This is a genomic window from Thermococcus thioreducens, from assembly GCF_002214545.1.
GTDB lineage: Archaea > Methanobacteriota_B > Thermococci > Thermococcales > Thermococcaceae > Thermococcus > Thermococcus thioreducens.
The window spans coordinates 587058-610912 of sequence record NZ_CP015105.1; the positions used below are offsets into that span (position 1 = coordinate 587058).

General features: G+C 54.1%; 27 protein-coding genes. 13 read left to right on the top strand and 14 right to left on the bottom strand.

Annotated features, from left to right (window positions below; genetic code table 11):
- Positions 1-13: 13 nt before the first annotated feature.
- Together hypD and A3L14_RS03195 are read right to left on the bottom strand one after the other, a co-directional pair.
- Entirely contained in the window at positions 14-1117 is a 1104-nt protein-coding gene (gene hypD, locus A3L14_RS03190; protein WP_055429096.1) for a hydrogenase formation protein HypD, read from the bottom strand.
- Position 1118: 1 nt separating this feature from the next.
- Positions 1119-1364 carry a HypC/HybG/HupF family hydrogenase formation chaperone gene (locus A3L14_RS03195; RefSeq protein ID WP_055429095.1) on the bottom strand — a complete coding sequence of 82 codons (246 nt, stop codon included), beginning with the start codon at positions 1362-1364 and terminating at the stop codon, positions 1119-1121.
- A gap of 103 nt (positions 1365-1467) precedes the next feature.
- Here A3L14_RS03195 and mobA point away from each other — a divergent pair, with 103 nt between their 5' ends.
- Positions 1468-2049: a molybdenum cofactor guanylyltransferase MobA gene (gene mobA, locus A3L14_RS03200; RefSeq protein WP_055429094.1), complete on the top strand. Its 582-nt coding sequence runs from the start codon at positions 1468-1470 to the stop codon at positions 2047-2049.
- 115 nt (positions 2050-2164) lie between these two features.
- On the opposite strand, the gene A3L14_RS03205 is transcribed toward mobA, so the two are convergent.
- The 6 genes from A3L14_RS03205 to A3L14_RS03230 form a co-directional block, all read right to left on the bottom strand.
- Positions 2165-2638: a hydrogenase 3 maturation endopeptidase HyCI gene (locus A3L14_RS03205; protein ID WP_055429093.1), complete on the bottom strand. Its 474-nt coding sequence runs from the start codon at positions 2636-2638 to the stop codon at positions 2165-2167.
- 56 nt (positions 2639-2694) lie between these two features.
- Positions 2695-3426, bottom strand: a complete 732-nt coding sequence (locus tag A3L14_RS03210) for an Mrp/NBP35 family ATP-binding protein (RefSeq protein WP_055429092.1) — start codon at positions 3424-3426, stop codon at positions 2695-2697.
- Complete coding sequence (gene hypA, locus A3L14_RS03215) at positions 3423-3842, bottom strand: hydrogenase nickel incorporation protein HypA (protein ID WP_055429091.1); 420 nt, start codon at positions 3840-3842, stop codon at positions 3423-3425. The genes A3L14_RS03210 and hypA overlap by 4 nt, the downstream gene beginning before the upstream one ends.
- Positions 3843-3894: 52 nt before the next feature.
- Positions 3895-4827 carry a hypothetical protein gene (locus tag A3L14_RS03220; RefSeq protein WP_055429126.1) on the bottom strand — a complete coding sequence of 311 codons (933 nt, stop codon included), beginning with the start codon at positions 4825-4827 and terminating at the stop codon, positions 3895-3897.
- Positions 4828-4857: 30 nt separating this feature from the next.
- Complete coding sequence (locus tag A3L14_RS03225; protein ID WP_055429090.1) at positions 4858-5817, bottom strand: tetratricopeptide repeat protein; 960 nt, start codon at positions 5815-5817, stop codon at positions 4858-4860.
- Positions 5818-5886: 69 nt separating this feature from the next.
- Positions 5887-8829 carry a PKD domain-containing protein gene (locus A3L14_RS03230; protein ID WP_169786413.1) on the bottom strand — a complete coding sequence of 981 codons (2943 nt, stop codon included), beginning with the start codon at positions 8827-8829 and terminating at the stop codon, positions 5887-5889.
- Between the two features lie 285 nt (positions 8830-9114).
- Between A3L14_RS03230 and A3L14_RS03235 the strand changes: the two genes are divergently transcribed.
- The 12 genes from A3L14_RS03235 to glmM all read left to right on the top strand — a co-directional run bounded on the left by A3L14_RS03235 (position 9115) and on the right by glmM (position 19046).
- A complete protein-coding gene (locus A3L14_RS03235) occupies positions 9115-10059 on the top strand; it encodes a ribonuclease Z (protein WP_055429089.1) in 945 nt (314 codons plus the stop codon).
- A complete protein-coding gene (locus tag A3L14_RS03240; protein WP_055429088.1) occupies positions 10056-10757 on the top strand; it encodes a TraB domain-containing protein in 702 nt (233 codons plus the stop codon). Before A3L14_RS03235 ends, A3L14_RS03240 begins: the two co-directional genes overlap by 4 nt.
- Positions 10757-10933, top strand: a complete 177-nt coding sequence (locus A3L14_RS11800) for a zinc ribbon domain-containing protein (RefSeq protein ID WP_162840170.1) — start codon at positions 10757-10759, stop codon at positions 10931-10933. Before A3L14_RS03240 ends, A3L14_RS11800 begins: the two co-directional genes overlap by 1 nt.
- 48 nt (positions 10934-10981) lie before the next feature.
- Positions 10982-11161, top strand: a complete 180-nt coding sequence (locus A3L14_RS03245; protein ID WP_055429087.1) for a KH domain-containing protein — start codon at positions 10982-10984, stop codon at positions 11159-11161.
- Positions 11162-11182: 21 nt separating this feature from the next.
- Positions 11183-11794 (top strand): site-2 protease family protein, encoded by a 612-nt coding sequence (locus A3L14_RS03250; RefSeq protein ID WP_055429086.1) that lies wholly within the window; start codon positions 11183-11185, stop codon positions 11792-11794.
- Between the two features lie 66 nt (positions 11795-11860).
- Positions 11861-12430, top strand: a complete 570-nt coding sequence (gene pgiA / locus A3L14_RS03255; protein WP_055429085.1) for a glucose-6-phosphate isomerase — start codon at positions 11861-11863, stop codon at positions 12428-12430.
- A 70-nt stretch (positions 12431-12500) separates the two neighbouring features.
- Positions 12501-13865 (top strand): ADP-specific glucokinase, encoded by a 1365-nt coding sequence (locus A3L14_RS03260; protein ID WP_055429084.1) that lies wholly within the window; start codon positions 12501-12503, stop codon positions 13863-13865.
- An 80-nt stretch (positions 13866-13945) separates the two neighbouring features.
- A complete protein-coding gene (gene mpgS / locus A3L14_RS03265) occupies positions 13946-15127 on the top strand; it encodes a mannosyl-3-phosphoglycerate synthase (protein ID WP_055429083.1) in 1182 nt (393 codons plus the stop codon).
- 2 nt (positions 15128-15129) lie between these two features.
- Positions 15130-15861, top strand: coding sequence for a mannosyl-3-phosphoglycerate phosphatase (gene mpgP / locus A3L14_RS03270; RefSeq protein ID WP_055429082.1), 732 nt, complete (start codon positions 15130-15132; stop codon positions 15859-15861).
- Positions 15858-17240 carry a mannose-1-phosphate guanylyltransferase/mannose-6-phosphate isomerase gene (locus A3L14_RS03275; protein ID WP_055429081.1) on the top strand — a complete coding sequence of 461 codons (1383 nt, stop codon included), beginning with the start codon at positions 15858-15860 and terminating at the stop codon, positions 17238-17240. Before mpgP ends, A3L14_RS03275 begins: the two co-directional genes overlap by 4 nt.
- Positions 17240-17665, top strand: coding sequence for a hypothetical protein (locus A3L14_RS03280; protein ID WP_055429080.1), 426 nt, complete (start codon positions 17240-17242; stop codon positions 17663-17665). The genes A3L14_RS03275 and A3L14_RS03280 overlap by 1 nt, the downstream gene beginning before the upstream one ends.
- 10 nt (positions 17666-17675) lie before the next feature.
- On the top strand, positions 17676-19046 hold the full coding sequence (glmM, locus tag A3L14_RS03285; RefSeq protein ID WP_055429079.1) for a phosphoglucosamine mutase: 1371 nt from the start codon (positions 17676-17678) through the stop codon (positions 19044-19046).
- An 83-nt stretch (positions 19047-19129) separates the two neighbouring features.
- Here glmM and A3L14_RS03290 read toward each other — a convergent pair whose 3' ends face one another.
- The 6 genes from A3L14_RS03290 to A3L14_RS03315 all read right to left on the bottom strand — a co-directional run bounded on the left by A3L14_RS03290 (position 19130) and on the right by A3L14_RS03315 (position 23855).
- Positions 19130-20446, bottom strand: coding sequence for a hypothetical protein (locus A3L14_RS03290; RefSeq protein WP_232473435.1), 1317 nt, complete (start codon positions 20444-20446; stop codon positions 19130-19132).
- A gap of 123 nt (positions 20447-20569) precedes the next feature.
- Positions 20570-21382 carry an energy-coupling factor ABC transporter ATP-binding protein gene (locus A3L14_RS03295; RefSeq protein ID WP_055429077.1) on the bottom strand — a complete coding sequence of 271 codons (813 nt, stop codon included), beginning with the start codon at positions 21380-21382 and terminating at the stop codon, positions 20570-20572.
- Positions 21379-22038 (bottom strand): energy-coupling factor transporter transmembrane component T family protein, encoded by a 660-nt coding sequence (locus A3L14_RS03300; protein WP_055429076.1) that lies wholly within the window; start codon positions 22036-22038, stop codon positions 21379-21381. The genes A3L14_RS03295 and A3L14_RS03300 overlap by 4 nt, the downstream gene beginning before the upstream one ends.
- Before the next feature lies 1 nt (position 22039).
- Positions 22040-22288, bottom strand: coding sequence for a PDGLE domain-containing protein (locus A3L14_RS03305; RefSeq protein WP_055429075.1), 249 nt, complete (start codon positions 22286-22288; stop codon positions 22040-22042).
- Complete coding sequence (locus tag A3L14_RS03310; RefSeq protein ID WP_055429074.1) at positions 22285-22899, bottom strand: energy-coupling factor ABC transporter permease; 615 nt, start codon at positions 22897-22899, stop codon at positions 22285-22287. The genes A3L14_RS03305 and A3L14_RS03310 overlap by 4 nt, the downstream gene beginning before the upstream one ends.
- A gap of 155 nt (positions 22900-23054) precedes the next feature.
- Positions 23055-23855: a proteasome assembly chaperone family protein gene (locus A3L14_RS03315; protein WP_055429073.1), complete on the bottom strand. Its 801-nt coding sequence runs from the start codon at positions 23853-23855 to the stop codon at positions 23055-23057.

The following is a 23855-nucleotide window of genomic DNA, read 5'->3' on the forward strand; positions in this document are numbered from 1 at the left end:
TTAACCTTTGGTGTTAGAATAAAGCCCCGTACTTGTAGAAAATGCTGCAGGTTCCTTCGTAAGAGACCATACATGGTCCTATTGGACTCCTCGGCGTGCATGTCTTGCCGAAGTGCGGGCACTGCGGGGGCAGAGCCAGACCGCGAAGTATCGCACCGCAGATGCAGCCCTTTTCGAGGTCGGGCAGCTTTGGGACCTCCGGGTCGTAGTACGTCCTTATCTCCAGGTCTTTCCACTCCTTCCTCAGCTCAAGGCCGCTCTTGGGCATGACGCCGAGTGCGCGCCACCTGGCGTCTTTAACCTCGAAGAACTTGTCTATGAGCTTTTGAGCGACAACATTGCCCTCGTATTTAACGACTCGCGTGTACTCGTTTAGTATCTTGACCTCACCGTTCTTGACCATCCTGACTAGGAGGAGTATTGCCAGCAGCATGTCAACCGGCTCGAAGCCGGCTATGACCTGAGGTATGCCGTAGTCGGTCGTTATGTACTCCCAGCCCCTTACGCCGATTATCGTGGAGACGTGGCCGGGGTCGATGAGGCCGTGGAATCTTGTCCCCTGCTTTACAAGCACCTCAACGGCCGGGGGAGTCAGGCGGTGGACGGAGTATATTTTGAAGTTTTCCAGCCCTTCCTCGGCAACGGCGTTGAGCATTCCCGCGGCCGGGGCTGTGGTCGTCTCGAAGCCCGGTGAGAAGTGCACGACCGTCCTGTCGGGGTTTTCCTTGGCTATTTTGTATGCATCGAAGATCGAATAGACGACCCTGACATCGTAGCCCTCGCTCCTTAAGTCAGCGAAGCTACCCCTCGGGGTCGGGATCTTATACATGTCCCCAAAGGTGGTGAGGATTATCCTGTCCCCCTCGGCGTAGGCCTGCCTCATTATCTCCTGCATCTTCACTATGTCCTCGACAGGGGTTATACAGACGGGACAGCCCGGGCCGCTGACTATCTTGATGTTGTCCGGCAAGAGGGAGCGGATTCCGGAGCGGGTCACCGTGTCTTCGTGGGTCCCGCAGACGTGCATGAAGCGGAGCTCGTCGAGGCCCTTTGCCTCTTCGTGTATCTGCCTGACTATCCTCTGGGCGAGCTCCCTGTCCTTGAACTTCTCCAGCATCTTAGTTCCCTCCCGGGAGCTCCTCACCCCTGGTTATCCTAAAGACCTCGTCCCACGCTTCGAGTATCTCCCTCGCCCTTTCCTCGTCCAGCTTTTCTATCGCGAATCCCGTGTGCACTATGACGTAATCGCCAACTTCAACGTCAGGGAGCAGGTCAAGGCGTGCTTCTCTCTTAACGCCGCCGAAATCGACTATCGCGACGTTTCCCTTTATTTCAAGTACCTTCGCCGGAACAGCCAAGCACATTTTGTGTCACCCATTGATAATTCAGCCGGTGCTTTTTTAGGCCTTTCCGGAACCATAGGTTTTCAACCGTCAACCCTAAAAGTCTGGAATCCGACCATGTATCATGCTGGGCATCCTTCTGGCTGGGGGCAAAAGCCGGCGTTTTGAAAGAGATAAACTACTTTTCAGAGTAGATGGAAAGCCGCTCATCCAGTATGCCTTTGAAAGGCTTGAATCCGCTTCGCTTATAGATAAGATCGTTGTAGTGGCCTCCCCCGAAAACGCCCGTGCGCTGGAGGAGCTGGGCTACCGGGTGGTGGTTGACAGGATGCTCCTGGGCCCGATAAGCGGCGTCTACACGGCGCTGGGGCTGGGAGATGCCTTTATAGTCGCCGGCGACATGCCCCTAATAGTTCCCGAATTCGTTGATTACATAATCGCCCGGTTCGAGAGGAGCGGGGGAAGAGTATGCGTCCCGAGGTGGGAAAACGGCTACCTTGAACCGCTCCATGCGGTATATCCTGCTGAATTCAGATCAGTGCTCGAACAAAGGATTGGGAACGGCGACTACGCCCTGAACAGGGCCATCCGGTCTACGGACGCCTGCTACATCGGCCTTGAGTCCGTTCCGGAGGAGTGGCTTCTCGGCCTCTTCAACGTCAACAGGAAGGAAGACCTGAAAAAGCTCAGCCGTACTCTCTTTTGAGGTATTAACCACCTTTTTAGTCTAGCTGCGGTTTTCTCCCGCCTTCAGGTCAAGGAGGAACGAGGGGATGGAGAAGGCGCTGGCCACCAGCAGGAGCGCCCTCAGCCCCATTGGATCACATCCCGTTGAGGAGCTCTGCCAGAGACCCCGCCAGGGCCTCCGCCTTTTCAATGATTACCTCGCTCGGCGCCTGGAAAAGGCCCAGAACCTTTGGCTGACAGCCTATGAGGAGGAACTTCGCGTTGGTTCTGGACTTCAGGTATCCCACGAGCACCCTCAGCGGCAGGCTGTGCGTTGAGACGGCATCCCCCAGCGTCCCCTCCGGGTCGGCTATAACGAGCTCCCCGTGCTCACCGCCGAAGTCAACGGCATCCACAAAGACCACGAGGTCGGGTTTGAACTCAACTATCTTTCCGGTGTAGCTTTCCGGAACCTCTCCGCAGTTCAGGATGAGAACGTTCGGATTTTTTACGAGCTCTTTCAGCCTCTCTGCGACGATTACTCCGAAGGCATCGTCGCCCCTAACGTCGTTCCCTATGCCGCAGATTACCACCCTTTCGGCGTTTTTTAGGAGGTCGGAGAGTTCCATCTCAACACCCCGCCACGCAGAATTTTGAATTTAATAAAAGAAAAATCTCGGTCGGCTCAGATCTTCTGGGCAATCTCCCTTATCCTGTCCGCGAACTCCGTCCTCAGCAGCCCGTCCGGCTTTCCTATCTTCCCTTCCAAGTCTCTGTACAGCGGTATGCCGGTCAGATATGGCACGTCAAACCTCTTAGCCAGCTCCTCTATGTCCTTCTCCTCGTCCAGCTTGAGGTTCTCGATGATTCCGAGGATTCTGTGTTCCCTCTCCCTGAGAAGGGTCAGAAGCTTTTCAACGACGTTGATTGACAGCTTCGACGGCGTTGCAACGACGAGGAACTCGCCCCTCTTGAGGAACCTCAGCACGTCGAGGAACTGGTCGCCGAGGCCGGGGGGCATGTCTATGATGAGGTAGTCCAGCTCGTCCCAGCGCGTTATGGCGAGGAGCTCGATGAGGGCATCGCTTATCTCCATGCCCCTCATGGGTGTGGGTTTGTCCTCGGAGTAGTAGACGATGCTCATGAACTTTATTCCGTGAACCGTCGGCGGGATTACACCGTACTCCTCCTCGGGGAACTCCTTTGGCTCGAAGCCGAGAATCACGTGGTCGCTCGCGCCGTGGAAGTCGAGGTCAAGCAGTCCAACCTTGTAACCCTTCTCCGCCAGAACGAGGGCCAGTGTGGTGGAGACAAGGGACTTTCCTACACCGCCCTTCCCGCTGACGACGGGGATTATGCGCTTCACCTTCTCAAGCCTGCCCTCTATGCCCTTGACGCGCGGGTCTATGCTTATCATGCCTCTCCCTCCTTCTCGATCTTTATGCCGCTTATGTAGACTCCCCTCCCCTGGAGAACCTCAAAGTCCCTGCTCCCGCACTTCGGACAGGCTAGAAACGCGTGTACTACCTCGGGGATGAAGTGTATGTCCTCCTTTATGCGCTCATCGAAGCTTTCTTTGACCTCCTTCAGCTTCCACTCGTGACCGCAGTCACGGCACTTAAAAAGGGCTTCCTCCTCGACGAACTCTATCTCCGCTCCCTCTCCTATCGTCCCCTTTAGGAGCTCCTTCATTGCGAACTCGACTATCTCTGCGTTCACATCTTGGAGCTCTCCGAGGACGACCCTTACTGCGAGGAGCTTTGTTGCCCCTTCCTTCTGGGCGTAATCGAGGGCGGTTCTAACTATACCATCTGCCAGTGCCCACTCGTGCATTTTCAATCCCTCCTCTAGGTTTTAGGGTCACGCTCTTAAAAATGAACTGGTTTCAAACCTCGGGTTCACTGGCTCTCATTCTCTTCAGCCTCCACCCAAGAAAGGCGAAGGTACCAACGCCCAGGAGGGCCTCACCCCTCATGCCGTTGAGTTCGAGGATTATGTCGTAGGGCACGAACCAGAATGCCAGAAAGCCCAGGGCTAGGGCATACTTTCTCCTCTCGTCCAGATGGGAAGGTGTGGAGTAGAAGTGGAGGGTTACCATAAGTCCGAGGACAGAGGGCACAACGGGGTGTACTGAGGAGTGGGGGAAGGCTGTGAAGATAAAGAACAACGCGAAGGAGACAGTGAAGCCATAGACGAAGGGATGTCTCCTTGGAATGCCGCGCTTGAAGAGAGTCTTCATTTTTACCTTCCTTGCGAGGATCAGCAGGAGCACCGTGAGGATTATCGTGAGGATGTACTGAAGTGCCGGCACCCTGTAGGAGCCCAGGACTGCGAAGAACACTGCACCTGACAGCAGAAACGACGCTGATGTAAGCAGGATTCCCCGCTTTCCGAGAAGACTCTCGTTCCGGAACTCCTGATGGAGGGCATCTACCACCATTATCGGGATGGCTATGCTCATCAGGGAGTGGAATATCGTCAGCCACACCGCCCAGGCGGCGTTGACCCCCCAGGCTCTTCCATAGATACCCAAGATACCTAAATCCGGCCACTCCGGGTTGAACCAGGACTTTAAAACGAGCCCCTCCTCGATGATTCCGTAGGCAAAGCCGAGGAGCATGAGCCTCAGGTAGTTCCTCCCCCACCGGATCCAGGCCTCCCGGACGAGGAGAACGCCAGCACCGTAGTAGGCCCACAGGAGGGGAAATGAGAGGGGATTGGTAAGGGCCTCCAGGGGTGGGGTGGAGCCGCTCAGCACCTCCGCGAATAACGGGGATAGAAATGAAAGGAGAACGGCGGTTTTGGTTTTCCGTTCCATGGGAACCATCGGTCTTCTTTTGAGCCGAGTTCACATCTCGGCCTCTCCGAGGAACTCAAGAAGGTCTAGCAGGCGCGGGTCCTTGACCTTTTCTATGGCTTTTCCTGCCTCTTCCGCCTCGATCTTGCCGTCCTTGTAGAGGGCTATCGCCTTCACGGCCTCGAAGAAGTCCGCCAGCTCCGGCATTGCTTTGGCGAACATATCCATGTGCAGGTAAACCGTCTCGAAGTCGTCCTCAAGGAACAGCTGCCAGAGGACGTCCATCAGCGAACCGAAGGCGATATCCTCGTAGTCGCTTCCTCTGGCATGAATCAGTGCGTAGAGACACTCCTGCAAAGCGGCATCGTAGTTCTCGTCCTCCTCAAATATCTCCTCGAAGCTGAGGTGTATCTCAACGAGGAGGTCGCTCTTGTCTAAGACCCTTGGTAGAAGACCGGCGAGCATTGCCTTTGCCTCGTAGGTTTCCCCGGATTCGAAGAGAACGTACGCCTTGTGGATGGCTATCCTCAGAACCTCGTCCTCGTTTTCGAGCTCGCGGTATATCTCCTCCGCCTTTTCCATGAGCCCTATGGCCTTTTCGTACTCCTGGAGTTCCTCGTGGATGAGCGCCATGGCGTAGTAGATTTTCGCTATGTTCTCCTTGTTCCCCTTCTCGGTCTCCTCTTCAAGCAGTGCCCTGTAAAGGTCGAGGCTCTTTTCAAGCTCTCCTATCAGGTAGTAGAGGTCGGCCAGCTCAAACTTTACCTCAAAGGTGTCCTTCTCCTCGGCCATCTTTTCAAACTCGCTCAGCTTGTCTATGCCCAGAAGCTCGTGGAAGTAGTAAACGGTGAGCTTGTACAGTTCGAAATCACCGCACTCCAGGGCGAGCTTTTCGGCCTTTTCGAGGACCTCTTTAAGCTCCTCGTCGCCCAGCTCGTCAACCCTGTGGTACAGAAGGGTTGCAACCTTTTTGCAGTCTTTTTCCTCGATTGCCTTCAGAATCTCTTCCATCTCAGAACACCTCAGAATAATTAGCCGTCCGGAAGTATTTAACACTTTGGTCAAAATTAAATGGGGGAGTCAGCGCCTCCTCCAGAGGGCAACCAGGATCGCCAGAACCGCTATCAGTCCCGGGCCGCAGGTACCCCCAGCCTCAGTTTGGGACGGCTCTGGACTTGCGGAAGTGGTTGTGGGTTGAGCGGTCGGACTGGGGGAGTTGCTTTCGCTTGTTTCTGATGTTTCTGACGGAGTCTGTCTTTGGGTGGTCGTTGGGGCTTCGGTTGATGTTGTTTCGGTCGGAGAGGAGGTAGGTTTGGTGGAGACCTCTATGGTTAGTCTCTTGACGTCCTCCCCTCCTGCGTCGTCCGTTACCGTCAGCGTTACAGTGTAGTTGCCGGCCTTCTCGAAGGCATGAACAGGCTCGGCCTCGCTTGATGTACCTCCATCTCCAAAGTCCCAGCTCCAGCTTACCACTTCTCCATCCCTGTCGTGGGACTTGTCCGCAAAGCTTACCTCCTCCCCGGCTTTCGGCTCCCTCGGTAGGAATGTGAAGTCCGCGGTGGGCAGGTAGTTCCTTGGTTCAACGGTTATCTCCTTGGAGTAGGCATTCTTAAGGCCGCTCTCATCCTCGACCGTCAGCAGGACGGTGTATTTGCCCGGCTGAGAATAGGTATGCCTGGGGTTCCTCTCGGTCGAGGTGCTTCCGTCTCCGAAGTTCCAGTTCCAGCCTGCAACTTCTCCATCAGGGTCAGTGGAGCTGTCTATGAATCTTACCTCTTCACCGACCTTCAGCTCCGCTGGCGAGTAGCTGAAAAGCGCCATGGGCTTTTCGTTGTGTTGGACATTTATCGTTACACGGCATGTCGCGTTGGCCCCCCACGGATCGTAAACCCTCAGCGTTGCCTGGTAGGTTCCCTCTTCTGGATAGACACGAGTTATCCTGGTGGCATTGCCTTCGCTCCTAAAGCCATCGCCGAAGTCCATCTCCCATCTTAAGCTTCCGTTTTCGGGGTCGGTTAGATGGAGCAAGAAGTCAGTTTTGAGGGGCATCTTCCCTGAATCCGGGGTCACCTCAATCGAGCACTCCGGGGGCTTGTTGAGGGCCTTAAATGCATTGTAGTTTATCTTGAAAAGACCGAGGTCAATGATTATTGGGCTGTTCTCCCTGTTTTCATAGTAAGAGCCCTTGCTCGGCACGTAGAAGTCGAGCACCAGATGCCCGTCCTCGCTGTCCGTGTAGATTACGCCGGTGACATTATACCACTTCTCTGAATCCTCGATGCGGCCATCATATGCCACCAAAACACTGGTCTCATCCGAGAACTTGACCTCGTGGGTGCTGACCTTTTCGTAGCCGTAATCCCCTCTGAAAGACCCTTCAAAACCAGCTATAACCCCGCTGCCAAGTGATGCTTTCACGCCTATGGAAATCCCGAGGCTGAAGGTGTTTGTGTTCTTCTTCCAGTTGAGCTGTTTCATGTACTGCTCATACGAGCTCCCCACCTTTCCGGCCTCAATTGTGAATACTCCAAGGACGTTGGAGGCATCGTAGTTCCTGAGCTCAGTTATTCTCGTTGGATACGTGTTGATGTCCCCTATTTCATGAAGGTTCGAGTCGTAGTTCACGAAGTGAACGTTGGGTGGCCCCTTGGGGATTGTAACCAGGATGTACTGCTGCTTTCCGTTTATGACCGCCAGTTCAGGGGGAGATATTATCGGGAACTCGTACACATCATAGTCAGTGCTCACGTAGAGGGCACCGTCGGCCATATCGGAGAGCATCCTGTAAGTTATGGTCGTCTCATAGGACTGACCTGTCTCCTTCTGTAGCTTATACCCAAGTGAGGTTTTTATGTTGAACTCCGTTGAAACAAGCCTACCAATTCCCTCCTTGTACTTTAGCTCTGCCGTCAGCTTAACATCGTGGGTGGCCTTAACAGAGGCTATTGACGTCTGAGTCTGTTTGTTGATGAACTCCGAATAGAAAATACCCGTTTCGTTTATGACGTCGAAGTCAACCGGTGGGGCGTTGATAACCGCCAAGACCGTGTCCACCACATGGAGGGTTCCTCTGTTTGGAGGCCCAACGGCGATTGAGTCCCCGTTTATATCTCCGACGGCCAGACCAGCACCGTATGTGAACTCAGTCTTGAGGCCGTTCGGGCCGTTCAACAGGTCGCCGGCCATGTTATAGACCCTTACCCTTCCGTCCTGGGAGGCCCAGACTATCTCGTCAACACCATCGGCGTTGACGTCTCCCACCACCATCCTGCCACCCTTTTTAAAAGGAATCGCAAAATAGCTCAGCTCATTGAGACTGTACATCCCGTTGCGGTACTCAATGCTGAAAATGTGGATTCCCCTCTTCGCACCTCCGTTGTCGTTGTCCTGTGTGGCAATAACTATCTCCTCCCTCCCGTCCAGGTTTACATCCCCCGCACTTACTTCGTCCCTTGGGGTGAGGTCAAAGTAGTCCTCCAGATCAAGGGAACCAACAAGACCCGGCGGTGAATTTGGCATTGGGAAATCATATATCCACATCTTGTTTTTGTCGTGGTCCGCGAGTATGAACTCCTGACTCGTCGCTTCGTCGTCGATATCCGCCGCCACGATACTGTCTCCGTATTCAAAATCAAGATTTCCCATGCTCTCTGAATGGAGTGAAAAACTACTACCGTAACCAAGGTAAATGAAATCGTTTCTGTCTGCAAAGAGTATTTTGTAGAAGGGTTCTCTCCCTTCAAAACCCAGTCTTATGCAGGCCAGATCATCGCCTTCTTCAAAACCGAAGTCCCATTTGAAAAGCTCGTTTCCATACATGTCGTAGTAGTACACCTTATCCGTGCTCCTGTCGCCCTGGATTATCTCCGCCTTTCCGTCGCCGTTGACATCGCAGGCAATCAGCTCGTCCCACTTCTCATAGCCGGTGGGGAACTGCATTACGTAGCCGCCAGTTTCATTCTCGTAGCCCCAGATGTAGTCTCCCCTATCACCTATGATGATCTCTTCGTTCGCTATCACCATTCCCCCGGAACCATAGAGAAGGTCGGCCTCTCCAGCCTTCACTGAATGGGAGGGCACGGCAAGTAGGGAGATGATAAGAAATAACCAAACCAGAAGGGCAGTTCTTTTTTTCATAAATTCGCCCCCTTTCGATAGGAGTTTACAAAGACCTGCAAAAGAGCAGACCTAAGTAAACTCATGACACCATTGGACTTTGAAATATAAAAGGCTTTTCACCCATTGTGTTACGATTCCCGGTTATAACTCTTGGGAGAGCTTTTTAAGTCCCCCTTCCTATGATGTAACATGCTCGAAGTGATTTTCCTCGGCACGGGCGGCATAATGCCCACCAGGGAGAGAAACGTCCCGGCCATAGCGCTCCGCTACAACGGTGAGATTATACTCTTCGACGTCGGGGAGGGCACTATGAGGCAGATGAACACCGCTAAACTCAGCCCAATGAAGGTGGAAAAGATTTTCATCACCCACTTCCACGGCGACCACTACCTCGGTTTGGCTGCATTGATCCAGACGATGAACCTGTGGGACAGGGAAAAGCCTCTCCACATCTACGGCCCCAAGTACACCTTTGAATTCGTCCAGCACTTCCTCAACAGCGGCTTCTTCAGGCCGGGCTTTAAGATACATGTTCATGAGCTGGGCGAGACGAGGCTGAAGTTCGGTGACTATGAAATCTGGAGCTTCAAGGTCGAACACGGGATTCCGGCCTTAGGCTACGTCTTCAAGGAGAAGGACAAAAGAGGAAAGTTTCTCCCTGAGAAGCTCGCCCAGTATGGTCTGAGCGAGGGGCCGATACTTGGGAAGCTTGAGCGTGAAGGTAAAATCGAGTGGAACGGGAAAACGATTTACCTTGAAGACGTCACCGGGCCGAGGAGGAAGGGCGTTAAGGTGGTCTACACCGGCGACACCGAGCCCACTGAAAGGGTCAGGCTCTTCGCCGAGAGGGCGGACCTTCTAATCCATGAGGCCACCTATCTGGATCCTGCCCATAGGGGCGACAGCTACCACTCAACGGTGGAGGAAGCTTGTGAGGTCGCTAAAACGGCCAAGGTTAAGCTCTTAGCGTTATTCCACAGGGCCTTCCGCTACACCTACGACGAATACCTGAGCGGGGCCTCACGGATATGCCGGGAGTTCGGGGTTAACTTCATAGTTCCGCGGGATTTTGACGTTTTAACCTTTAAATCGGGTAAATTCAACGTGAGAAACCTTCCGGAGGAGAGGGGATGAGCTACCTTCGCTATGTCAGGGTCATAGGCACGATGCATGTTTCGCCGAAGAGCAGGGAGGAGGTAATCAGGACAATACTCAATGAGAGGCCTCATGCTGTTGCTATAGAGCTCGACAGAGCCCGCTTCCTGGCTATGAACGAGAACCGGCGGCTGACTTTGGAGGAATCACTGCGCTTCGGCAGGAGGGGGCTGATAAACTACGTCTTGGCCAAGGTCGAGGAGAAGCTCGGGGAGGAGTTCGGAATGAAGCCCGGCGAGGAGATGAAAGCCGCTATAAACACCGCCCAGAGGCTGGGTGTCCCGCTCTACCTCATAGACGAAGACATAAACCTCATACTCTCGAAGATTCTCGCCGCACCGGGGAGAGAGAAGCTCCTCATGGCTCTGGAGGCGCTTGGAATATTCCTGCCGGTTAAGTCCGGTGAAATGGCCGACCCGATGGCGGAGTACAGGGCCATGATGGTTCAGTTCCGGAGGAGATACCCCTATCTCTACCGCGTCCTGGTTGAGGAGAGGAACGAGGTCATGGCGAGGAATTTGATCTCAATCGTGGAGAACCTTAAGCTCCGCGGGGTTAAGAGGCCGAAGGTCATAGCCGTTGTTGGTCTCGGCCACAAGCCGGGAATTGAGCACCTTCTCGACAGGGCCCGGGGAAGGGGATTCCTCTCGCCCTACTGGACTGAGGGGGTGGTATGATGGAAAGGAGGCATCTGGTCTGCCCGCTCTGCGGGGGAACGGACTTTGATGTTGAGGAAGGCAAGATAGACAGCAAATGGGGGTTCACCGCCCACAAGGTGAAGATAGTCATCTGCCGGAACTGCGGCTACGTAATGATGTTCTACAAGGGCAGAACCATCTGGGACTTCGACTGATTCGTTACTTTTATATTTGAAAGAGCCCCAGCATTCTTGGGGATCACCATGAAGGACAGACTCGAAAAGATGCTCAACGTCAGGATTCTTGAAATCGAGGAGCTTGAGGACAAGATAGTCGTTTACGTCCCGGAGGATCAGGTGAGGATAGCCGTTGGGAGCGGCGGCGCGGCCGTTAAGGCGGCAGAGCTCGTAATCGGTAAGAAGATTGAAGTGAAGGGCAGGTGAACCTCCCCGTGGGGCGTTCTGATGAACTACGAACCCTGGCGCACTGTGAATAAACCCCGGAGTGCCGGAAGGAGGGAGATCGAAGACCTGCTGATTTCTTTTCTAGTCCTCACTCTGCTGTTTTCCAACTTTGATCCATACGCCCTCCCCTACTCCCTCATTGCGGTTCTGACGGCTTTCATCTTCCATGAACTCGCCCACAGACAGGTTGCGCGGCACTACGGTTACAGGGCGTACTACAAACGCTGGGAGACGGGTATACTTCTCGCCCTCCTCCTTGGACTGGCAACCCGGCTCCTTACAGGAACGGCGTGGATATTCGCCGCCCTCGGTGCCGTCCAGGTCTATGCCCCCTACGCCGTTGATTCCAGGGAGGCGTTTGGAAGGATAGCCCTCGCCGGCCCACTGACCAATATAGCCGTTGGTGTAGTTGCGCTGGTTCTTTTGAGAACCTTTCACCCGTTTACTACCCTCTGGTGGGTTTTTAGGACGACTGCAACCGTCAACCTGTGGCTGGCGTTCTTCAACCTGCTTCCGTTCCCACCGCTGGACGGCTCGAAGGTCGTCCGCTGGAACGCTGGAGCCTGGGCCGTATCCATCGGCATCGCATACCTCCTCTTCAGACTGGTGTAACACTCCCGGTGATATAGAAGGGAAAGGTTAAATAGGCCCACCCTCACTTTTATCACGGTGGTTCCCATGGAGTACAAGAACCCGCTGGGTGTTGATATTAACCTCGAAACCGGCGTCATTCCCGGAGCCAAAAAGCTCGTCAGAAGGCTCAGCGACCTGAAGGGATACTTCGTCGATGAAGATGCCTACAGCGAGCTCCTCAAGGAAAACCCCGTTGTCTATGAGGTATACGCGGTCGAGCAGGAGGAAAAGGACGGAGACCTGAACTTCGCCACGACGGTTCTCTACCCGGGCAAGGTTGGAAAGGAGTTCTTCTTCACCAAGGGACACTACCACTCCAAAGCTGACAGGGCGGAGATATACTACGGCATCAAGGGGAAGGGGGGAATGCTCCTCCAGACCCCGGAAGGAAAGGCCGAATGGATAGAGATGAGGCCCGGAACGGTCGTCTACGTCCCGCCATACTGGGCCCACAGGACGGTTAACACGGGCGACGAGCCGTTCATCTTCCTGGCGATATATCCGGCCGATGCTGGTCACGACTACGGGAGCATAGCCGAGAAGGGCTTCTCCAAGCTGGTCATTGAGGAGAACGGCGAAGTCAAGGTTGTGGACAACCCGAGATGGAAGGAGTGAGCTCTTAATTTTCCTTTTCTCACCGCAACCCTTATTAACTTTCAGCAGTTACATCACTCCCGGTGATACAATGTCCTGGGACGCTCTCTACTCACCGGCCTTTGAGAAAGTCCGCGGGAAGGTTGGAAAGGTTGGGGGGGTTCTTCTCGCATACAACACGAACATCGACGCCATAAAGTACCTGGACTCCGCAGACCTGGAGCGGCGGATAGGGGACATAGGGAAAGGCGAGGTTCTGAGATACTCTGAGGAGCTCCCTGAGAAGATAACCTCCCTTGAGCACCTCTTCGGCGGAATCCTCTGGAGCGTCCGCCGGGGCAAGGCCGCGGAACTCTTCGTGGAGAGCTGCACCGTCAGGTTCTACATGAAGCGCTGGGGCTGGGACGAGCTGAGGATGGGCGGCCAGGTCGGAATAATGGCCAACCTCCTCGGTGGAGTCTACGGTGTCCCAGTTATAGCTCACGTTCCCCAGCTTTCGAGACTCCAGGCGAAGCTCTTCAAGGACGGGCCGATATACGTGCCGAAGGTCGAGAACAGGGAGCTGAAGCTCGTTCACCCGAGGGACTTCGCCGGGGACGAGGAGAACTGCGTCCACTACATCTACGAGTTCCCGCGCGGGTTCAGGGTTTTCGACTTCGAGGCACCGAGGGAGAACCGCTTCATAGGCTCGGCTGACGACTACAACCCGAACGTCTACATAAGGCCCGAGTTCACCGATCACTTTGAGGAGATAGCCTCAAAAGCCCGGCTCGCCATCATCAGCGGCCTTCAGGCGCTCACGAAGGAGAACTACCGAGAGCCTTTTGAAGAGATGAAGCGGCATCTGGATGTGCTGGAAAGAAGAAACGTCCCCGTTCACCTTGAGTTTGCATTCACGGCCGATGAGACGGTCAGAAATGCCCTCGTTGATGTGCTCGGCTCATTCCACAGCGTCGGCCTCAATGAGGTCGAGCTGGCCTCGATAATGGATGTGCTGGGAGAGAATGCCCTCGCAGAAAAGCTCCTCGCCCACGACCCGGTTGACCCGATTGTGGTAACCGAAGCCATGCTCAAGCTCGCTGAAAAGACCGGCGTGAAGAGGATACACTTCCACACCTACGGCTACTACCTGGCACTGACCGCCTATAAGGGCGAGTTCGTTAGAGATGCACTGCTCTTTGCGGCTTTAGCTGCTGCAGCCAAGGCGAAGCTCGGGGACGTTCGTTCCATAGACGATGTTGCTAAGGCAATGGATGTACCGGTCAATGAGAGAGCGAAGCCTGTCGAGGAGGCCCTGGTTAGGGAGTACGGCATGAAGAACGGCATTGCCGACGTCGATGGCTACCAGCTCTCATTCGTTCCGACGAAGATAGTGGAAAAGCCAAAGTCCACCGTGGGAATAGGCGACACCATATCCAGCTCGGCCTTCGTCGGTGAGTTTGCACTGCGTCCATAAAACAAACCTTTTTATTTTGTGTTCCAAAATTTTTACGGGATTTCCTTTTCATCTTCGAAAATTATCACGGGGTGGTCGGTTTGCTTTTGGAGGCTCCGGTTTACAAGGAGCTGTTCGGGGCCGTTGAGATTTACGAAGTTCAGAAGGTCATCAAGCTGGACACGCAGACGCGGGACGTGGGGAGCTTTACCGTCACCAACGTGCCGAGGGAGGACATCTACGGCATACTTGAGGACATGGCCATAGTGGTTCCTATGAAAAACGAGAAGCTTCAGTTAGTGGACGGGGTTCTGAAAGCGATACCCCACCAGTGCCCGATAATAATAGTCTCCAACAGCAAGAGGGAGGGGCCAAATCTCTTCAAGCAGGAGGTTGACTTGGTCAAGCACTTCTACAACCTGACCCGGTCGCGCATAATAATGATCCATCAGAAGGACAGCGGTATTGCTGAGGCGTTCAGGGAGGCGGGATACACAGAGGTGCTCGATGAAAAAGGTGCCGTTAGGAGCGGCAAGGGGGAGGGAATGCTCATAGGGATACTCATTGCCAAGGCAGTTGGGGCCAAATACGTGGGCTTTGTTGATGCGGACAACTACATTCCCGGTTCGGTCAATGAGTACGTGAAGGACTACGCGGCTGGCTTTTTGATGAGCGAAAGCGAGTATGCAATGGTTCGTCTGAGCTGGAGGCACAAGCCAAAGGTCAGCACCAAGGGACTCTACTTCAAGAAGTGGGGACGCGTGAGTGAGATAACCAACAAGTATATGAACGCCCTCTTTGGCGTGGCAACCAATTTTGAGACCAACATCATAGTCACAGGGAACGCCGGGGAGCATGCGATGACACTGAAACTGGCTGAGATTATGCCGTTCTCCACAGGATACTCTATAGAGCCCTTCGAACTGGTGTACCTCTTCGAGACCTTCGGCAGATGGGGCAGAGACCCCCACACGGACGTCTATGACCAGGGAGTTGAGGTCTTCCAGATTGAGACCCTCAACCCACACCTCCATGAGGACAAGGGGAAGGAGCACGTCAGGGACATGATTCTGAGCTCCCTCGGGACGATTTATCACTCCGAGCTTGCCACAGAGGGCCTCAGGCGGAGAATCCTTCAAGAGCTACGTCTTCACGGCCTCATTGGCGAGAATGAAGAGCCGCCAAAACCCAGAACCATGCCCCCAATCGAGAACATAAACGCGAACCAATGGATGAAAATCCTCGAAGACAATGCCGAAACACTCCTGCGCTTTGAGGTGTGAGGATGAGGGTGATCTTCCTAGACCTCGACAGAACCCTGCTCGGTGACGACTACTCGCCTGAGCCGGCTGAGCCGATCCTCAAGTCCCTAATCAGCGCGGGCTTTGAGGTCGTGCTCAATTCATCGAAGACGCTCGCGGAACAGGAGTACTACAGGGGAGCCTGGGGGCTGGAAGGTCCATTCATAGTCGAGAACGGAAGTGCCATCGTAATTCCGGAGGACTACTTTCCCTTTGACGTTTCCGGAAGGAGACGGGGCGGGTACATCCTCATTGAACTTGGAGAGAAGTACAGCCGTATAAAACGCGTCCTTGATCCCCTGGCGCCCGAGTACGGCCTTAAGTACTACGGAAACTGCACGCTCGATGAGGTCATGGCATTTACAGGGTTGCCCGAGAATCTGGCGAGGCTTGCAATGAGGCGGGACTACAGCGAGACGATATTTGCATGGGAAAGGCCTGGTTTCGAGGATTTGCTTTCCGAGAGGGGCCTCAGGGTATCGCGGGGCAGCAGGTTCATAGGTGTAACGGGGGGCACCGATAAGGGGCGCGCCGCCGTGGAACTGCTGAAGCTGTACTCCCGCCTTGAGAGGGTCGAAAGCTACGCCGTGGGTGATGGGGAGAACGATTTCCCTCTCCTTGACGTTGTCGACCATGCCTTCCTCGTTGGAACCCTCAGACATAGGGGGGCTAAAAATATAAGCTCGATCAACGAACTACTGGAGGTGGTGTTATGAAGACTCTGATTCTAGCTGGAGGGAAGGGAACGAGGCTGTGGCCCCTCAGCAGAGAGCTGATGCCCAAACAGTTCATAAGGATGTTCGATGAGTACTCTCTCTTTCAGAAGACCGTCCAGCGCGCCCTTACGTTTTCCAAACCGGACGAGATTTTTGTGGTCACCAACGATATGTATCGGTTCCGCGTTCTCGACGACCTTAGGGAGCTCGGCTTGGAGCTTCCGGAGAACAACATCCTCCTTGAGCCAAAAGGAAAGAACACCCTGCCGGCCATATTCTGGGGAATACAAAGAATCGAGGAGGCCTTTGGTGACTCGGTAGTGGCCGTGCTTCCCTCGGACCACTTGATAGACGCCAACGAGAACTATGTAAAAGCCTTTAGAAACGCGGAGAAGCTCGCCAGGGACTACCTTGTGACCTTTGGGGTAAAGCCGACCAAGCCGCACACCGGCTACGGGTACATAAAACCGGGGGAGAAGCTTGAGGGTGGATATCTTGTGGCGGAGTTCAAGGAGAAGCCCGACCTTGAAACGGCGAAGCGCTACGTTGAGAACGACTACTACTGGAACAGCGGAATGTTCATGTTTGACACAGGGATTTTCACAGATGAGGTTAGGAAGCACGCCCTTAATGTCTACGAGGCCTTCGAAAAGGCCGAGAGCGTTGAGAAGGCCTACGAGCTCGTTCCGGAGCTGTCTGTTGACTACGGAGTCATGGAGAAGACGGACAGAGCGGCTGTTGTTCCCCTCAACGTCTACTGGAACGACCTGGGCAGCTTCGACGCCATCTACGAGGTAATGGAGAAAGATGAGAGCGGGAACGCCGTCAAGGTCGGAGGCAGAAAGGGCTACCACATCGGTATTAACTCCCGCAACAACCTTGTGATGACGAGCCGCCTAACAGCGACCGTCGGGGTCGAGGATCTCATTATCATAGACACCGACGATGCCCTCCTCATAGCGCACCGCGGGGAAGGACAGAGGGTGAAGGAGGTCTACAAACGCCTTAAGGAGCTGAACGATGAGCGTGTGATGGTCCACCGAACGGCTTACAGGCCCTGGGGAAGCTACACCGTTCTGGAGGAGGGAGACCGCTACAAGATAAAGCGCCTGAGCGTCCTGCCGGGCAAGAAGCTCTCCCTTCAGATGCACTACCACCGCTCCGAGCATTGGGTGGTCGTCAGGGGCACCGCAAAGGTTCGCGTCGGGGAGAAGGAAATCCTCCTCCGGCCAGGCGAGAGCACGTTCATACCTGCCGGCGTTATCCACAGGCTTGAGAACCCAGGCAAGGTGGTTCTTGAGGTTATTGAGACCCAGATCGGGGAGTATCTAGATGAGGATGATATAGTTCGTTTTGAAGACGATTTTGGGAGGGAGTGATGATGGCTGAGGATGAGAAGGAGCAGAAGAAGGAGAGGGCCAAGAACTGCGGGGACGAATGGGAGCGGTTCAGCGGCTCCATATCTTCCCTTTCGCTCAACCTTCTGCCAACTCTGCTATTCGTGCTCATAATGTCCTACATAATTGTCGTTGGACTACAGAACGCGGATATAACCTTCACAGTCCAGGGGCAGGAGGTCACCATAACCTATCCGCAGATAAACATACCCGTGGACTATTCGGCCATAAAGAATGCGGTGGTTTACCTGTTCGCCGCGATACTGGTAGGTATGCCCGTGCCCCTGCTCTCGGGCAGATGGAAGCCGCTGAAGATACTTGTCTCTCTGATTCAAGCTGGGGCGTTCGTCTACGGACTCTACATCTTCGTGATGATGGTAATCAACTTTGCCAGTGCTCTAATGTGAGGTGGTTGCGATGGGAAGGCTGTTCGGTACTTTCGGCGTTCGCGGAATTGCCAACGAAGATATAACCCCGGAGTTTGCCCTCAGGATGGGCATGGCCTTTGGGACTATGCTCAAACGGGAGGGGAGGGAAAGACCCCTGGTAGTGGTTGGCATGGACACCCGCGTCAGCGGGGAGATGCTCAAGAGTGCGCTTATAAGCGGCCTTCTCAGCGTCGGCTGCGACGTTATAGACGTCGGAATAGCTCCAACACCAGCGATACAGTGGGCCACCAACCACTTCAACGCCGACGGTGGGGCTGTGATAACTGCCAGTCACAACCCGCCGGAGTACAACGGTATAAAGCTCCTCGAACCCAACGGCATGGGGCTGAAGAAGGAGAGAGAAGCGGTGGTTGAGGAGGTCTTCTTTAATGAGAACTTCGACAGGGCCAGGTGGGACGAAATCGGTGAGGTCAGGAAAGAGAACATCATCAAGCCCTACATCGAGGCGATAAAGGCTCGCGTTGACGTCGAGGCGATAAGGAAGAGGAGGCCCTTCGTCGTGGTTGACACCTCCAACGGTGCAGGCAGTCTGACGCTTCCCTACCTGCTTAGGGAGCTCGGCTGCAGGGTCGTCAGCGTCAACGCCCATCCTGACGGTCACTTCCCGGCCAGAAACCCGGAGCCGAACGAGGAGAACCTGAGGGGCTTCATGGAGATCGTGAAAGCCCTTGGCGCCGACTTCGGCGTTGCCCAGGACGGCGACGCCGACAGGGCGGTGTTCATAGACGAAAACGGCAGGTTCATACAGGGCGATAAGACCTTCGCGCTCGTAGCAGATGCTGTTCTGAGGGAAAACGGGGGAGGTCTTCTAGTTACCACCATAGCGACCTCGAACCTTCTTGATGATATAGCCGAGCGGAACGGTGCTAAAGTCATGCGCACGAAGGTGGGCGACCTCATCGTGGCAAGGGCTTTGCTTGAGCACAACGGGACAATTGGGGGAGAGGAGAACGGCGGTGTTATCTTTCCGGACTTTGTCCTCGGCAGGGACGGAGCCATGACGACGGCAAAGATAGTCGAGATTTTTGCCAAGAGCGGAAAGAAGTTCAGTGAGCTGATCGATGAACTGCCGAAGTACTACCAGTTCAAGACGAAAAGAAAGGTGGAGGGTGATAGGAAGGCGATAGTCGTCAGGGTTGCCGAGCTTGCCAAGGCCGAAGGCTACACCGTTGACACCACCGATGGGACGAAGGTGCTCTTCCCCGACGGCTGGGTTCTGGTCAGGGCCAGCGGAACCGAGCCGATAATCAGGGTCTTCAGTGAGGCAAAGAGCGAGGGGAAGGCCGAGGGGTACCTTAAACTTGGGTTGGAGCTTCTGGAGAAGGCGATTGGGGCCTGATTCCCATTTTATGCCCTAACTTTTTCTTCTGGAAGTCTCGTCACTTGGAAGTTGAGAAGAAAGGGGAATAGAAAAGAGAGGATTTAACTGCTCTTCACGTAGAACCCCATTGGAATCTCCGCGGAGCACGAGCTGAACCAGCCCGCCTTGAACTTGTACTTCTGGGAACTCTTGAAGGCGTGAATCATCACTGAAGGGCCGTTCTCTTTTATAGTTCCATCTATTGTCACGCTTCCGGCTTTCTCATACTGAACCGATGCCGCTAATCCTGCGACGGGCGCTGGTGCACCAAAGGCAACTGCAATTGCTCCCACAGGAATTCCAATGCCAAACTTGACGCCGCACTTTCCACCAATCGCCTGGAACATATACGCCAGAGTTATACCTTTGTTCGCCGTAAGTGGATGCTGTAGACTCTCTTTAGTGAATCTAAAAAACGTCCGGTCAAAATCCGGACTGCCGAGGGAGCTTCCACCGTCAATTATGTATCCGTTGACGCCTTTACTCGCTTTCACGTCATAAATTCCAACGTCTATCCTCTCCCTGCCAGTCTCACTGCAGCCATAAGCACCCATTCCCCAGGCACAGATGTATTCTTTTTCGTGTCTGTAGTAAGGTTTGGCTAGAATGTATATGTAACCCATATTGCCCTTGGGAACATCCACGATGTCTCCAAAGTAATAGTGGCCTTCAACTGGAACCCATTTCTTTCCGTATATCGTCACCGACGATGACAGAACCTTAACCGGGTCGCCACCCTTGAACTTTGCCTCCAGGTTAGTTCCATACGCTAGAGTCGCCGAGAACTCCGTTTTGTAGTCTGCCCTTAAAGAAATCGAGCCCTGTAACTTTCCTTTTCCATCCCTGTTGTCGATGATCAGCAGGGGGACCTCAACGTAGTCTTCTGCTTCCCAGGAGTCTTCTGCCGGGCGCCATTCATAGTGGTACCAGCCCGCGTGGTTGGGCTTTGGTAGGGATTCCTTCTCAAGAATCTCTATATTTACTCGCTTGGAGGCTCCCTGCAAATCCTTCTCCGATAGGAGGGTTGAACCTATGCCCCTGTAAAGAACGCCGTTCTCCCTGTCTATGACCCAAACTGAAATCCTGACTCCGTAGCGTTTCTCCTCGCTTATGCTTGGGAGGAGTTTCCGCAGGTTTGCCACCTTCACGATGCCCCTTGTAGTGTCAAGCTTCCAGAATCCGGAGCGCTTGATTCTGTAGTGGCCGAGGGTTTTAATGCCGGAAGGAGTGGCAACGTCAACCTGAACCTGAATTTCATAATCTCCAGAGAAGCCCTTGAGGGTTCTTCCCTTCTCATCTGTCAGGACAATGGTCATTCCATCTTTGGGCGGTATCCACTCTGCTGATACTGATGTTGCTATCAGGAGTGTTACTAGCACCAACAATAGGAGATTTCTTGTTTGCTTTATCATTGAGTATCACTATAATAATTCACTACAGTAGTATTTTTAAAATTTGTGGCAACCTAATCAGCTGGAAGATTTAATTTTAACATAAAAAAGTCAATAGCTCTGGTTAAACCCTCCAGCCTTCCACTCTTCCAGCAGTTTTCTTCCCTCTTCCACGCTCCTCGGAACCGGCAGGCCGAGGCCCAGGAAGAGTTCGGCCAGGGGAGGTACGTCGAGGTTGTGCTCCCTCAGAAGCTCCGGATTCCCGAGTATCTCCTCGGGCGTTCCCACTCTTATTATCCTGCCGCCGTCCATGAGGGCTATCCTGTCGCACATTCCAAGGTATTCTGCCTCGTGGCTCGCCAGAATTACTGTTTTCCCCTCGTCCCTCAGCCTGAGTATGATTTCCCTGAGCATGTTCTTACCCCTGAAGTCCAAGTTAGCGAAGGGTTCGTCGAACACCACAACCTCGGGCTCCATTGCCAGAACCGTGGCTATCGCTATTCTCTTCTTCTCGCCGAAGCTTAGCTCCTTGGTTTCTCTGTCGGCGTAGTCCTCCATTCCAACCCTCTCCAACGCCCACAGGACGCGCTCCCTCAGCTCCTCTCCTCTCAATCCCAAGTTGTAGGGGCCGAAGGCCACATCCTCGAACACAGTCGGAGAAAAGAGCTGGTCGTTGGGGTCCTGAAAAACTATCCCGACCTTTCTCCGTACTTCCTTCGGCTGTTTTACCGGATCAAGGCCGTCCACGATGACTCTGCCCTTCTTTGGTTTGAGTATACCGTTGAGGTGCAGCATAAGGGTGCTCTTTCCGGCTCCATTCGGCCCAAGGAAGCCAAACAGTTCTCCCCTCTTAATCTTAAGGGTTATTCCCCTGAGAACTTCCCTTCCAGAGTAGGAGAAGTGAAGATTTTCCAGCTCTATCATAGCAGCAGTCCCCCCAATGCTAATAGAGCCAGTGTTGCGGTCTTTGCGTTTGGTCTTGGCTCCTCCAGGCTGGGAAACTCCCCAAATCCCCTCGCGAGCATGGCTCTGTATATCCTCCCGTTTCTAAGGTATGCCCGGACGAATACCTCCCCGATGAGGGAGCCGAGCTTTCTGTAGTACTCCTTCCTCCCCACACCAAACGCCCTTGAGTCCACGGCGCGCTTCATCCTCGTTGTCTCATCAACGAAGAGGTCGAGGTAGCGGTAGGTGAACGCCAGGGTTAATGTGAGTATCCGCGGGAACCTCAACGCTTCCATCTCGGCAAGAATCCTTGAAAAACCAACGGAGTTAGTCACGACGAGTGCAGCCCCCGCTGATAAAAACGCCTTTCCGAGGAGCATGAAGAAGGAGTATATCCCCTCGTGGGTTATCGGACCAATTGGCGTTTCCAGAACTGGTTTTCCAGGATTAAACAGCGCCAATATGAACAGAAAACCCTCAAAGCCAAGGAGGAAGCCGAGTTTTTTGAAAACACCTTTTTTTGGCCTCATCGTGAGCACAACGATCAGAAAAATGAGACCAAAATAGGCTAACTCCGTGAGGCTTTTTCTTGTCACAACGCCGATTGCATAAAGAAAAATAAAGGGCAGGTACACCTCAGGCACCCTTGGCGAGTTTTGCCAGGCCGTAGCCAACTCCGAAGGTCAGGAAGATTCCGACTAGTCCCATGACCACGCTCTGGCCCCAGGTTTCACCGTAGTCAAGGGGGGCCTCGTAGATTGGACTCTCGGTAAGGCCCACCTTCTCCATCGTTGCTTCAAGCCCATCGGGGTTGCTCGATGCGAGCGGCAGCACTATCGCCAGCACGACGGCTATGATTATCAGACCCTTAAAAATCGTCCTCATGCGGGCACCCCCTCAACTGACGGAAGCTTTGCCCTTACGGCATAAACTATCAGGACGGTGAGTATTGCCTCACCAATTCCGATTATAGCGTGGTAGCCGAGCATAAGGGAGAGCACTTTCATGAACGGGAGGCTCTTGCTGAGGCCGATCTCCACTGCGGTCATGCCCGCTCCAAGAACGACGGAGAGCCAGGAGGCAAGGGCTATGGCGAAGGTCTCGTTGATGCCCCTGAGCTTCGTGTAAACACCGTAGCCTATGAAGGCTCCTATAAGCCCCATGTTGAGGATGTTTGCGCCGATTGCCGTTATCCCACCGTCGCCGAAGAGGAGCGTCTGTATAAGCAGAACTGCCGTCATGACTATTACCGCCGCGTATGGTCCGAGCATTATAGCGACCAGCGTTGCCCCAAGCAGGTGGCCGCTGACGCCACCTATTATCGGGAAGTTGACCATCTGCGCCGCGAAGATTCCAGCCGCGAAGAGGCCCAGGAGAGGTATTTTCTCCTCCGGGAAGTTCCTGAGCTTTTTGGCGGCGTAGGCTATCCCGGCTATCGTTATTGCGTAGGTAACCACTATCATCGGCGTGCTCAGCAGTCCATCTGGAATGTGCAACTCAAACACCTCCATCTCTGGTTGGTGTTATCAATGAGCTAAATGGTAGCACCAAATAAAAGGGTTTCTCTAACTGGGTATTATCAACCTAAGGTTTCAGGGCAACAGTGATGGCCATACTAAAAAAGGGCGGAGTATAACAAAAAGAAAGACCCTCAGAGATAGCCCCTGTCCTCCTCCTCTGGGGTGGGAGGCATCTGCTGCTCCAGCATGGCCCTTTGCATCTCCTGAACCTTCCTGAGTATCTCCTCCGTCTCCTTGGCGCGCTCTTCCAGGGCGGTCATGTCGAGCTCAAGACCGAGGATTTTGGTCACAGCTAAGAGGACGGACTTTGCGGCTTTGGCATCCACGATGTAGCCAAGGCTCTCTCCGAGGAGACTTATACCGTACATCGAGCGGAGCTTGCCCATACCGAGGAGCAGTCCGGCAGCGCCTACTATGGCCCCGCCCTCGTCCTCGCGCCAGATAACCTCTACTTGGCAACCTTCCAGCTTTTTCTGGTAGTATTCTACCAGCTCTTCGTGGGTTACCGCCGCTAAAACCCTCGGTTCCCCCTGGAGCTCGGGCACCTGGTAGCCGCCCATAGTGATTATCTCGCGGACACCGAACTCGTTGACGAAGTCCAGCATCTTTCCAACGACCTCAAAGTGGCCGGGGCTGTCGGTGGGCGGAACCTGCTGGTCCCCGGTGATTATTATGATGTCTCTGCCGTTCTCGTCGGGGTTTTTCCAGTAGTAGAATTCGTTCTTCATGAGCTCAACGACAGAGTTCTTCTTTATGAGAACCTGATGCATGAAGTGCGGTGAGTAAAGGTCTGCGAACTTGACCGCGTTGAGCTCCTGGATGAGGTGCTCGGCAGCCAACTTCCCGACAAGGCCTATCCCCGGGAGACCCTCTATGAAGACCGGGTCTCTGAGTTCAGGCCTTTCATAGACGTGGATAACTGACTCCTTCAT